Genomic DNA, 13,549 nt, shown 5'->3' with positions numbered 1-13,549 from the left:
TATGCCGGCGATTCCTTTTTATCAAAGGCAGGTGGTGCCGTCGATGAGCGGCGGGGCCGCGCAGGTCAGCGGCAAGGACCCTGTGGGTGCAGCGGTAGGGCAAATGGGGCAGGTAGGCGCGCAGGTGGTGGCCGAAATGGAGAAAAAACGCCAGGCGCAACTGGAGTTTGAGGAGCAGATGCGGGCCCAGGGCATGCTGGAAGAAGGCCAGCGCATGTGGAATGAGCAGATGCAGCAGCGCCAGCAGGAGTGGGATTTTGATACCGACCTGAATCAGGAGCTGGACAAGGGGTTTGATCCCTGGTTTGCGCAGCGTTTGAATTCGTTCAGAACGGCCGGGGCCAGAGCGCTTTTTGCGACCAAGGCGCAGGAGATGCGGCGGGGGTTCTCAACAAGCAATCAGAATTATCAGAGAACGATGCTTGTGGAGCGGGATAAGCTCGGGCTGGCTCAGTTTGTCAGCAACAGTGCTTCTGAGCTGGCGGATGACCCGGCGCTGTTTGATGACCGGACGTCTTCGCTGGAGCACATGCTGGCATTGAATCAGAACATAGATCAGGTCAGCAAAGATGCGATTTTTTATAATGCGCGCAGTACCTGGGCCGCTTCGGCTGTGCAGGCGCAGATCAGGCGTGGCGAGGTGCCTGACGCAGGGTTATCTGCCATGCAGCAGGATCTGGGCATCAGGACGCCCGGTGCTGCAAGTAGCGGTGGCACAGCAGCTCAGCAAAGCGTGGCGCTGGATGGCAAGGATGTCAGCCAGGTGTCGCAGCAGATGGGGGGTACTTCGGTCAATGTGGCGAATCCATCGGCTGTTCCGCAAGGGGTCAAGCGTTCGCTGGAGCAGTTTAAACTGACCGATGAGCAGAATAACAAGCTTATAGCTGCAGCGGGTGGGAATACATGGCTGTATATGGCGCTGCGAACGGTGCTGGTTGCGGAAAATTTGTCATTTGGCCGGGTCAGGGATGATCGGGAGTCGAATAAGAGAGCGGTCGGGCCATTTCAGTTTATACCTCCGACAGCCGAATCGTTCACGTCATCTGTAGACGGCAGGCGGTATACGCATGAGGATATGCGTAACTTTGATTACGCGCTGGATGCTGCCAAGCAGTATTTTGGGGAGTTGTACAGGCGTTTTGATGGCAATATGCTGGCCGCGCTTGCCAACTACAACGGGGGTGAAGCGGCCAGCAGAGCGGTGCTGGCCGGTCGGGAGCCACCCGCACAGGAGACGCGTAATTACTTGCGGGCTGCGCAGGCGATGGGGGTGTCAGGCGATGGGTTGTATTCTGCCGGAGCTACCTCTGGCTCAAACGAGGCAACTGATGCAAAGTCGGTCTCTGGCGCAGTGCCTGAGGCCGAACCCGGAGCGGCTCAGCCTGCATTCAGTCCGGCTGTCGGGTCTGATCAAGGGGAGGCATTGCCGCGCTACTGGCAGTATCTGAACGCAGAGGATAAGCACCGTTTTTATACCATGCTGCAAAGCCAGCAACAGGCACAGCGCGCGCAACAGGCCGGTGCTGTCCAAACCGCGTATAACCAGTGTATGGTGCTGATGGCGCAGGGGCAGATGCCTTCTGCCGAGCAGCAAGGCCAGGTGACGCTGGAGAGTCTGAGGCAGGTTTATGGCGATGAGGCGCCCCAAAAGTTTGCTGAATATCAGTTGAAAACAGATTCAATGGCATACAGGCCGGGTGTGATGCAGGCCAGCAACCAAATGCTGCGTTATTACCTGAACGGTGGGAATATTCCCGGCATGTCTGACGCAGCCAATCCGGCCGCGATGGCGCTTGCGGCGCAGTCGGAGTTAAAGCTGAGGGAGGCTGACCCGGCATACCATGCTCTTTTCTCTGGCGGTGAAGAGATGCTGACGCTTAGGGAAGGGTTCTCACGTATGCATGCTCAGGCCAAGGCGGAATATATTGCCGCGATGAACAGAAACGATGTGGCCGCACAGCAAAATGCAATGGCACGCATGATGCTGGCACAAAACCAGATCAATGCGATTTTGTTTCAAACGCAGTACCAGTGGAGCCGGGATGGGCGTGCGGTGCGGTTTCTGGACAACCAGCAGGTGGCATCGTGGCAGGATTATCTGATGAATGGTCATCCGGATGCAGTTGCACGTGACATTAAAATCATGTATGACACGTATGGTGAAAATTTCAGGCAGGCATTTGGTGAAATTTTTGCAGGAGACAACCGGTTGGCAGATTTGTATATGCCGATACTGTCGGCCTCGCCCAAAGCGTTTGAAGGTATTGTACATGCAGCTGGTATGGCGAAGCCCGAGGTTGAAGCCTTGATTGCAGGGCGGAGGCTATCAACAGAGGATACTCAAAAACTAGAAGAAGCGGTGAATGATCAGGTCGCTTTGCTTGATAAAACGCTGGAGCCGGATAACTGGCATATGCAAGCTGCATCTGACGCACGTAGAGAATTGATACAACGGATGGCATATCTCAATTTGATGCAATCTAAAGACAGTATGAGTATTGATGATGCAGTTGATTTGGCTGCCCAGGCTGTTGTGAGCCGGTACGTGCTGCATGATGGATTGCTGGTGCCACGGGAGCTTGTCGAAGCCGCAGAAGCATTGGGTATCAGGGGGGGCGGGGTTCGTGTAGGAATGTTAGCAGATTCAGGCATTAGAAACTGGATTACAGACCATGCGCCTGATATTCATGCGCGGGGACTGGCGAATTCGCTGGATCCCTATGGTCGAGTGGCTGATATTTCCAGGTTCAATGGCAGCATCAAATTGTATACAGCGCATGATGGTTCTGGTGTGGCATTGTTTTTTGTGGATAAAAAAACCGGTGAGCAATACCGTGCATATACCAATGATGGTAAGCCAGTGGTTTTACCCTGGAAGACACTGGGTATAACGCCTGAAAAGCTGAGTGAGTTAAAAGAGCTTGATCGTAACGAGCTTAAAGAATCTTTCAGCACGGATATGTATTACGGGATACAAGGTTAACCATGATTCCATTCAGAAATTACCGCACTGCGGCAGATGAATTTTCGATCACGGATTTACGTGCGTCATTTTCCGATCAGATGAATGCGCAGGTGCAACTGTCCCATCATGATGCAATCGGTGTTTCAGCGCTGCGCAATTACAGCATTCAGCAGTTGAATGAGGACAGCTCGTTACCCCGGTTATCGGCAACGGAAGCGCTGCGCATGGCGGAGGAACGCCTGGGGCCGTTGAGTGAACGGGGGCGGGCTGAGCTCAGTAGTGAACAGTACACCGAACCGGGCTTGCTAAAATGGGTTGAGAGCATTCAGCGGCAGCGTGCACGGCAGGCCATCATCGGTGATAACAATGGGTTTTTGCGCGGCGGTGCGCTGATGGCGGTTGGGTTTGTTGTTCCGATGGTGAGTGATCCGGTTGAGGCGGGCATTGCGCTGATTCCCGGAGGCAGGTTTGTGCGAATAGGCGCTGCCAGGCTGGGTATCGGTCGGGTCCTGAGCGGCAGCGCGGCACAACTGGAGCGCGAGGTGATGCAGCAGTCAACGATCGGGCGCATAGCGCATGTGGGACGCGGTGTTACCACAGACCTGGTCGATAACGTGATCATGAATACGGCCCGGGAGGTTCCTTATTACCATATCCGGCAGATGAACCCGCTGGATAATTATAGTTTGCAGGATTCTTTTAAAAATGTGGCGGTGGGTTCTGTGGCCGGGGTGGGTATTAACCGCATGGCGAGCGGTGCGTATCAGGGCGTACGGCGCCTGGCGGGAGTCAAACCGCAGAGTCCGATGCATCCGGGGCTGGTGCGGTTGCTGCATGAAGAGCGCCAGAAAGGCGGGGATTTGCTGGATGAGGTGCTGGGCGTTGTTCGGGGCGTGGACAGGTTGCCCACGGCAGAACGTGCTGCTGTGCTCAATGACATTGGCGATACGCTGGTCATGGCGCACCAGTTGCGCCAGCCAGAAGGCGCAGCCGGTACGGCTGGGGCTGTTACACGGGATATGCCTGCTGTTGCAGAGCATGTGGCGGCGCCTACGACGCATGGTACGGATATGGTCACGCCGGCAGATGCTCAGCCAGTTACCGCTCAAGATGGGGCACAGGTGTTGTCACCCCAGGTGCAGCGCACGGCAGAGTTTTTGGCGCAGCAAGGTAATGCGCCAGCGAAGGTGGGGCAGTGGATTGAACACTATACGCGTGCCTGGCAGGATGATTTGAAAACGCACGGCCCTGCAAGCAGGGATGCGGACGGGGGGCAGGTGCAGGCACGGCGTGAGCGTGTGATGCAGCAGGCGCTGGAGTGGGCTCAGATTGCGCCTGGGCGGGGCGTAGACCAGTTGCGCAGTGCTGCGCCTGAGACCCGCAGGAGTGTTGCGCAGGCGGCTGTGGTTCAGATGGTGCAGGGGCAGCAGCTAGATGTCAGGCCGGTGCTGGACGCCGATGCCGGCAAACTTAATAACGCCGATATAGTGAGCGTGGCGCAGCGCAGCCATCAGCCGCAAAACCAGGTAGGCTATGACGCGCGGGCAGCGTTGCAGGCCCGGCAACTGCGTGCAGAGGCGACCAAAGGGCAGCCGGTGGACAACCAGCCGCCAGGCCGCAAAACGGTGCTGGCGCGCAGTGTGCAGGAACTGGAGCAGGCGATACAGGCCCATGTGCAGCAACAGCAAAGGCGGCAGGCGTTTTTGGCACCGGTCACAGAAAAACCGGCAGTGACAGAGCGTGCAGGGGCAATGGGTACACAGCAGGCCGCAGACCGGATGCCGGCGGCGCAGTCAGTTCAATCAGTTCAATCGGTAGCGTTGGTACATGGGGCGGTGCGCGATGCGTTCGGGCGCAGTTCGCGCAGGTTGCTGGAGGCCGGGCGGGTTAAGGTGGTGGCGTCTGTGGCCGATGTGCCGGGCGGCCCGTATGCCGCCGGTGTGAAGACGGTGTTGCGCCCCGATGGCGATGTGTACATGGTTGCTGATAATGTGTCGGGGCCGGAGGTGAAGGGTATTTTGCTGCACCAGTTAGGGGTGCGAACCGGTTTTGAACGCATGGTGGGGCCACAGGTGCTGGCAGATATCAGGCAGCAGCTTGACGATGCGCTGTTGCGCTCTGAACCATGGGCACAGCGCGCGCGTGCCCAGGTGCCGCGTTATACCCCTGAGGGTGCGGTGCATCTGGAAATGCTGGCTAATGTGGTGCAGCATTATCCTGATCTGTCTTTGGTGCAGCAGGTGAAAGCGACAGTGCGAAGCTGGGTTTACCGCCATTTTGGTACGACACGGCAGATGATGGCTCTGACCGATGCGGACCTGAGTGCGATTGCGCTGGCGGCTTTGCGCAATGAGGCCAGGCACAGCCGTTCCCAGGCAGGCCCGGTGTCAGGGCAGGGAGATGTGTCTGGCGGGCAGACGGGCAAACCTGTTTTTGCCGAACAGATTGCTGCTGGTGAGCATGAAATAGCGACGGCGCAACGCACGGGTGCTGTGCTGGTGGAGGCTGCACACCAGGCGGCAGATATGCAGCATCTGGCGCAGGTGCTGGAGCAGCGTTTGACTGGTGTACCGCCGCAGCAGGTGCGTGCGGTGCTGCATGCGATGCAGGAGCGTATGGCTGCGGTGCAACGGCAGGGGTTTGACGGTTTGCCTGATGTTCAAGAGCTGGATGCTCGCTCGCTGATGCAGGAGATGGCTACAGGTGTGGCGCTGGACCTGGAACAGCGGGCCATGCAGCAGCAGCGGGTCCGTTTGCTGGATGAAAGTAAATTTACGGCCCGGCTGACAGATGTTGAATCGGTGCTGACCCCAGCGCAGGAGCAGGCACAGACACAAACGCAAATGCAAACCCAAATGAAGACGCAGATGGCTGTCGGCAAGGATGGTGCAGGGGCGGCCGGTTTGGTTGAGGGTGAAAAAGCGGCAATGCCTGACAGCCGCAACCAGCCGGTTTCGGATACCCGGGCTTTTGTGGCCATGCTGCTGGGAGACTCCCATGCGGCTGAAAACAAGGTGTCTTCTGTGCGGCAACTGGGGCGGGAATACAGCCTGCAGTGGGAGGCTTTTTTGCGCAGCGATGCACTGGAAGGCGGAAGCTGGCGCATTCTGGCGGATAGGCGGCACGCGCGTGATATTTACCGGGTGCTGGCCGATAAGGCTACAGAACGTGACCTGAGTGGCTACAGTCCGCAGGTGCGGGATGCCGCAGATTCTGTGATGCTGCTCAACCAGCATATCCGTGAGCAGTTGCAGGCCGAAGGTGTTTATCTGAACGCGGCTGACGATGTCTTGATGCCGCAGGTGCATGACAGTGCCAGGCTTTCGTATGCCGGGTATGCGCAGTGGCGCGACTTTGTGATACCACGGTTGGACATGGAGCGGACTTTTTTGCAGCGCGGTGTCCGGCCAGAGAATGGTGTGCTGAAGGCTGTGTTTGATGCCTTGCAGGAGGGCGCGCACGAGCGGGTTGATGCACCGCGTGTGTTGAATGGTATTTTACATGACCATAGCCGGCGGCAGCATGGTGGGGCGCAGGCGCCTGCGTCTGATGCATTCGGACACTGGCTGTATTTCAAGGATGCAGATGCACAGTTTGAATACCAGCGTGCGTTTGGTACAAGTGATGTATTGGGGACGCTGGCGCACCATATCAGACACCAAGCACAGCGGCTGGCACTGGTCCAACGGTTTGGAACACAACCGCAGGTCATGCTGGAGCGGTTGGTGAATGGGCATTATGAATCACTGGCGGCAGACCCGGTACGTGCTGCCTTGTTCAGCGCCGGTGGGCGGGAGATTGATGATGCCATGCGGCTGCTGGATGGCTCTGCAACGCAGCCCGGGCATGAGCTGGCGCTGCAATGGCAGGACGGTGTGCAAAACTACCGTGCTGTGCAGCAACTGGGGCAGGCGAGCAGCAGTTTGCTGCAGGATTTGCCGCAGGATATGGCCGCATTGTATGCGCCCGATGGTGATGGCCTGCTGACACATGCATGGCGCACGATTGCACAGCCGCTGACAGCATTGAATGCGGCCGAGCAGAAACGTGCCTTGCAAAGCATGCAGTTTTTGGGGCAGTCGATCATGGGGCAACTGACCTTGCAGGTGGATGCGCCGGGGCTGATGGCCGGGAAGTTGTTTCAGGGGCTGCATAACCTGTTTGGCTGGGATGCACAGACCCAGTGGCAAAACGTGATGCGCAGGGCGTTTACGGTGGAGTACGCGGCTTTGCTGGCAGGCCGCAGCGACGGCCGTTTTGACGTGCTGCCACAACGGATACAGAGCCTGCTGACAGCGTATGACATGGATGCCGGGCGCTGGGACCTGCTGCGGCAGGCGGTATCGCTGGCCAGCGATGGGCGGCGCTTTTTGACGCCTGAGGCGCTGGCGGCTGTGCCTGATGGTGCATTTGCCAAAGATCTGCTGGCACGTGGGCAGGAGGCATCTGCAAAAGCAATTGCAAGTGCCCGGGCGCAGTTGGCTGACAGCTACCGCGCGCTGCTGCAAGACCAGATGAATGGTGCAGTCGGTGCGCTGGGAAGCAAGCGTGTGCCGCGAGCCTCTTTGTACGACGGTACGCTTGCAGGCACGGCCGAAGGCGAACTGGTACGGGTGATGCAAGAGTTTGATTCGGTGGCCAATGCGATGCTGTATCTGACATGGGGCAATGGCGTTTACAGCAAAAATGCACAGGCCATGGCTGAGTTTGTGCGCGATAGTGCTAACCCGATGACTCAGATTGCCAACAGCATGACGCTTGCAGGCATGCTGCATTACGTGGGGGATTGTGCGCAGCGCGTGTTGCAGGGTAAAAATCCGCGGCCGGCAGGGGAAGCCTATGTATGGCAGCAAGCGCTGGAGCAAAGCGGTGCTGCAGGGTTTTATGCTGATTATCTGTATGCACAGGCGTACAGGCAAAGCCAGGCCGGTGGCAGCGTGGAGGGGGATTATGCAGGCGGTTATGGCGCCATGCGCATGGATCATTTGCAAGCCCTTTATGCCAGCAGCAGGCGTGGTGATGCAGCGGCAGCCTCAGAGCTGGGGGCGTTGCTGTATAACACACCATCAGTGGATTTATTTTACAGCCGCCAGGCACTGGATTATCTGGTGACCAACCGCATACAGGAGGCGCTTAACCCTGGTGAGATGAAAGCGCAATTGATGCGCGAGGTACAGCACAGCATGTACATGCGTTACCCCGAGCGGCTTGAGGCTGTGAACGATATGTTTCGCAATACGGGGCCAAACCGTGTGCGTGAACGCTACCGGCGCAAAGGGTTGATGCCGCGCGGTGAGGATGTGCATAAGCCTTTGGGCAATGGCTGGCAGGCGCCTGGTGTGCAACACAGGTCGTTTTAGCGCTGTTTTGCAGCGAGTGCATGGGCATGTACAACTTTGCTGGCAAGCGTACCGGCAAAAGGAGAAGCGTTAGAGGTTGTTCATGACCATGTAAAGGTACTTTCAGGTGGGTATCAGTAAGACCTGAAAGGTATACCTGTTGGGGCATAGCGGTACGGCGCTGATGCAGGCGGCTGTGCTCTTTGCGGTGGTTTCATGGTTATGTGAATCATGCCGGTACGGTTATTGGCAGATTCTCCGGCTTCTCCAGTGAAAGTGATGCTGATGCCACTTCGGTTGAACAGCCATTGGGCTTCTATTGAGCCGGGGGATGCCACCATGAGTGGATTATCTGTACCGTCGGTTAAAGATGATGGTGGCCCGAGTTGCATGGTAAGGGCATGTACTACCTCTTCTTGTACAGCAATGCCACGGGTTCCGGCACCCAGGCCAATGATGGTACCGCTTTGGGGGTCAAGCTCAGCCATGATGAAATTGTAATCTAGCCATGGGAAAGGCCAGTCGGCTGGTAATGCAATGACTTTTCGCACAATGACATTGTTATATGCACCTTTTTCTGATGTGCTTAGGTGTTCAATGACACAGGTGGTGCGGATGGTGGGCAATATTTGAAGGGCACGTGCATTGGCAAGCCGTGCGGGGAGCTGACAGTTTGGCAGCGTTAATTTTTCACCTAAGGTCAAGCCGTAGAGCGTGACGCGCGGGGTTTGTTGCGCCATGGCCGTGGAGCTGCAAAAAAGAATCAGCAGGTAAAGAAATAGGCGTCTGATAGTGGAGCGGGTGCAGGCAGTTTGTTTCATACAAATCAATAGCCTTGCACTGCATACACGTGGTGTATGGCATGCAGGGATTTTGTGAATAAAAGGGAAGAAATATGTTAACACATGAGTTTAGGCTGTACTAAACTGATATGGAAATATTGAGCGAATTGATGTGGCTGGCTGATGTGGCAGGCGTAGGCAATGCAAGAGGCGTTCACATTAGCGGCACCAGGTCTCGTAAGCTAACCCCCGTAGCATAGAGGAGCGAAGATGAATGAGGATATGCCATGACTGTAACCACCGACATTTGTAAAGCCGGGCCGTATGAGGGCGATGGTGTAACGGCTGTGTTTGCGGTGAATTTCCGATTTCTGGATGCTGCACATCTGCACGTATGGTATGAACAGGAGCAGCACAAAACCGTGCTGGTGCTGGGGCGTGACTATACCGTGGCAGGCGTAGGGCAGTCGGAAGGACGCATTCACTTGTCGCAGCCTTTGGTTGTTGGGCAAGCACTGATGATTCGCCGCGAAGTGCCGGTGACACAACTGGCTGATTATGTGCAGGGAGATGCTTTTCCGGCAGAAAGCCACGAAATGGCGCTGGATAAACTGACCATGATTGCGCAGCAGCTTAAAGATGGCGTAGACCGCGCCGTGAAAACAACCGATGGTGAGGAGCAGCAGCCTGTTGAATTACCTGCTCTGAATGACCGCAAAAACAAGCTGCTGGGATTTGACGGACAGGGGTTACCTGAAAGCGTGACGATTGGCAGTGGGCTGAAACTGGCAGAACAAATGCTGATGGTAAAACCAGGCATGGGGATTGTCAGTAATGAAGCCGGTGTGAGTGTGCTGATTGGCGACGGGCTGGGCATGTTTGACAACGCGGTGGTTGTGAAGCTGGGTAAGGGGCTTGAGTTTGACGAGCAGGCCAGAGCACAGGTGCAGGAGGAACTGATCAAATCGGTCAGCTCCGGCAGTGCAAGCATTATCGAACTGAAAGGGCTGATTGCGCATTTGACGCAGCGTGTAGAGGATCTTGAAACAGGAGAGGGGGGCGAAGTGGCTATATATATTGGTGACGGCATCAGGTACGATGCACAGGGACGGCTGACCGTGAAACCGGGGCTGGGCATTCAGGTGGATGCTGATGGCGTGAGCGTGATTCTGGGTGAGGGACTGGAGACCGGTAATCAGGGCCAGGTGCAGGTGAGCCAGGCTTTGCGTGAAGGTGTGAGCCAGTTGAGTGGGCAGATGACCCAGGTAACAGCAGGCACAACTTTTCCTTTTAACCAGGATTTGTGCGCAGAAATCGGAGGTTATTCCAAAGGGGCGGTGTTGTTGGGCGCTGATGGGGTGACTTTGTGGCAAAGCACAGTGGATGCCAATATGACAGACCCGAATTCAGGTAGCGCCAATGGATGGATCAGGGTGGTGAATGAAGATGGATTAGCACAATATTTATCAGACCGCTTTGCAATTATTTATCCGAATGGTGGGAGTGCAGCGAATCCGGCAACAATATCATTTAATAACCGTTATACTTCCCCCAACCCCTTTCCAGAGCATTATGTAACATGTCAGATTGAGCTTTATGATAAAGGAGAATGGAGTCCAATTTCGTTCTCTCAACTTACAGGCGCAGGCGGAATTGGTGTTGTTGCGGCTCAATTTAATGATAATATTGTGATTCAAACAGGCAGTAATAGTTTGTTTGGTTCTGCCGGCGGGACTGGTAATTTGTTTACTTCACCCACATCTGCAACAACTTCAGCGCCGTGCAGAGTGAAAGTGTGGCGGATAGATTAACTGGTTTTTATGGCATGTTGGAGATAAAGTGAAAATTATTAGAGAGTATCTAAAGAGACGGCGTTTAAGGCATGCTAACCAGATTTTTCATGAACTAGTCAGTGACCCTCAGTCTGATCTGCATAGGTTTTTTGATACCTATTTCGAAAAAATTCAAAAATCTAATTCTGAATTATTAGCTGGAGTTCCTGAGCGGCCTAGTAGAGAAGAATTGATTGCGGCTCTTGATGATGTCCGGATGAATTTGATCTACAGAAAAAGTGTATTGGCTGCAGAGGAATCAGCAGCCTATGCGACAAAGTATATTCAAAATGCGAAGTACTTTTATGATAAGTTTGAGACCATCAACTATGCACTCGACCAAGCGCATGTGGATGGTTTTATAGCCGAGTTTGGTGTTTATCAGGGGAGGTCATTGAACTTTATTGCTGATAAATTTCCGGATGAAGTTGTTCATGGATTTGATACGTTTACAGGGCTTCCTGAAAATTGGGTAGAAGGTTTTCCACAGGGAAGATTCGACACGACAGGGCAAGCACTTGAATTTCGAAATAATTGTAAGTTACATAAAGGCCTGTTTTCAGAAACGTTACCAGGATTTTTAGCAGAAGTTAAAGGGCCGGCAAAATTTATTCATATTGACTGTGATTTATACGCGAGCACAATAGATGTATTTAATGCCCTTAAAGGGCGAATTGTTAGCGGAACAGTCATTGAGTTTGATGAGTACTTCAATTACCCCGGCTGGCAAGAACATGAGGCGAAAGCATGGCATGAGTTTGTCGAGCAAACAGAAATCAAGTTTGAATTTATAGCTTATACAGCCAGCCATTACCAAGCAGCGGTACGTGTTCTTTAGCATTGAGTTGAAATAGTTTGAAGGAGCCATTCGAAAATTCGGATGGCTTATTTTTTTGCACCAAGAATGGTTCATTCTGTTTCTTAAATTGATGATCGTTCACATCAATCATCACGCTCCTGCTAACCTCTGATTCTGTAGCACACAGGGTATAGAAAAGAGGATAGAGGATGACCGTCAGTACAAGCAGCAGCCAGGTCGGGCCTTACAGGGGCGATGACATTTCTACCGTGTTTGCCGTTGGATTTCCTTTTTTGGAAAGCGAGCATTTGCATGTGGTAGTGGTAGACGCAGCAAATGAAGTTTGTCTGGCGCCAGACGTTGATTATCATGTTATTGCGACAGAGGCTGGTGATGGCCAAGTCGAACTGGCGCAACCTTTGGCTGCGGGCAAAATGCTGACAATTTTACGCAAAGTGCCTGTAACCCAACTGGTGAATTATGTGCAGGGAGACATTTTTCCTGCCAAACAGCATGAAACGGCGCTGGATAAGCTTACGATGATTGCACAGGAGCTTGTGTATGAGGCTGGGCGGGCAGTCAAGTTGCCTGAGGCTGATGAGGGTGAGTTTGTACTGCCGTCTGTCAGCCAGAGAAAAAATGCATTGCTGGGGTTTGATGCAGGTGGATTGCCGCAGGCTGTCAAAGTAGGGGATGGACTGATCACTGAGCAACACATGCTGATGGTCAATGCGAATATGGGCATTATCAGTAATGCAGCGGGTGTCAGTTTGCTCATCGGTGATGGGTTGGGAGCATATAACAGTGCCATTGTGGTTAAGCCCGGCGATGGGCTTGATTTTGATGCACAAGCCCAACTGCGGCTGAAAACAGAGCTGCTGAATGCGATTAACAGGAATGCCGCTATTCTGATTGATTTACGGGGCTTGCTGAGTAATTTAATGAGGCGTATTGCTAATCTTGAGATGGGAGGGGGTACAGAAGTGACGATTTATATTGGAGATGGATTGCGTTATGACGAGGATGGTAACCTGACTGTTAAGCCAGGCGTGGGTATTGAAGTGAATGTGGATGGTGTCAATGTGCTCTTAGGAGACGGTCTGGAGATTGGTGCACAGGGCCAGATGCAAGTGAGCCAGACTTTGCGTGAGGGTATCAGCCAAATGCAGAGAAATGTCAATGCTGGGATCAGTGTACCTTTCAACCAGGAGTTTTGCGCAGAGATTGGGGGATATCCTAAAGGATCTGTGCTGCTGGGTGCTGACGGTGTGACATTGTGGCAGAACACGGTAGATGCCAATATGACTGATCCGGATTCGACAGGTAGGGATGGATGGGTTTGTCTCAATGCGCCTAAAGTTGCATTTTGTGTCACGGGTGGGGTAGTACAAACAATTGCTTATGAGTCATTAACCCAGGTAACCGGATTAACCACTGTTAATTTCAATATGGGCTCCGGGTATTCTGACGGGCGATTTACCGCTCCTGTTGCGGGGATTTATGATTTTAAATCAGCGCTTTATTTTTCTGGTGTCTCTGGCACGGCTATCGCAGCCCCTTTTATGCGAATTGATTTGCTCAAAAATGGAGTTAATACAGGTTCAAGGTATTTATTTTCTGCTACCAGAAGTGATGGATCTTGCATGATTACAGGAGAGTGGTTAGAGCAGCTTGACGAAGGAGATGTTATTACATTGCATTTTCTCCAAGTAATATTGACTGCTGGTGTGAAACTCTCAGCAAGTCATAGTTCGTTTTTTTCTGGCAAGTTAGTGCAGTTATTGTAGAAAAGCTATTTTAAAGTCTGTCAAATTATTTCAATCAATATGGTG

At 53.7% G+C, this 13,549-nt stretch carries 6 protein-coding genes; 5 read left to right on the top strand and 1 reads right to left on the bottom strand.

Annotated elements, in window-relative coordinates; all coding sequences use genetic code 11:
* Position 1 precedes the first annotated feature (1 nt).
* Both AACY98_RS09995 and AACY98_RS09990 read left to right on the top strand, forming a co-directional pair.
* Positions 2-2,983 (top strand): lytic transglycosylase domain-containing protein, encoded by a 2,982-nt coding sequence (locus tag AACY98_RS09995; RefSeq protein ID WP_339804678.1) that lies wholly within the window; start codon positions 2-4, stop codon positions 2,981-2,983.
* 2 nt (positions 2,984-2,985) lie between these two features.
* Complete coding sequence (locus AACY98_RS09990; protein WP_339804676.1) at positions 2,986-8,325, top strand: hypothetical protein; 5,340 nt, start codon at positions 2,986-2,988, stop codon at positions 8,323-8,325.
* Between the two features lie 113 nt (positions 8,326-8,438).
* On the opposite strand, the gene AACY98_RS09985 is transcribed toward AACY98_RS09990, so the two are convergent.
* Positions 8,439-9,044: a hypothetical protein gene (locus AACY98_RS09985; RefSeq protein ID WP_339804674.1), complete on the bottom strand. Its 606-nt coding sequence runs from the start codon at positions 9,042-9,044 to the stop codon at positions 8,439-8,441.
* Positions 9,045-9,373: 329 nt separating this feature from the next.
* Between AACY98_RS09985 and AACY98_RS09980 the strand changes: the two genes are divergently transcribed.
* The 3 genes from AACY98_RS09980 (at position 9,374) to AACY98_RS09970 (ending at position 13,504) form a co-directional block, all read left to right on the top strand.
* Positions 9,374-10,897, top strand: coding sequence for a hypothetical protein (locus AACY98_RS09980; RefSeq protein ID WP_339804672.1), 1,524 nt, complete (start codon positions 9,374-9,376; stop codon positions 10,895-10,897).
* 28 nt (positions 10,898-10,925) lie between these two features.
* Positions 10,926-11,756 (top strand): class I SAM-dependent methyltransferase, encoded by an 831-nt coding sequence (locus AACY98_RS09975; RefSeq protein WP_339804670.1) that lies wholly within the window; start codon positions 10,926-10,928, stop codon positions 11,754-11,756.
* 170 nt (positions 11,757-11,926) lie between these two features.
* On the top strand, positions 11,927-13,504 hold the full coding sequence (locus AACY98_RS09970; RefSeq protein ID WP_339804668.1) for a hypothetical protein: 1,578 nt from the start codon (positions 11,927-11,929) through the stop codon (positions 13,502-13,504).
* Positions 13,505-13,549: the final 45 nt, after the last annotated feature.

The organism is Saezia sanguinis, assembly GCF_963921665.1.
GTDB classification, from domain to species: Bacteria; Pseudomonadota; Gammaproteobacteria; order Burkholderiales; family Burkholderiaceae_C; genus Saezia; species Saezia sanguinis.
The sequence above is the reverse complement of the archived record's forward strand: the minus strand, read 5'-3'. Positions and strand labels throughout refer to the sequence as shown.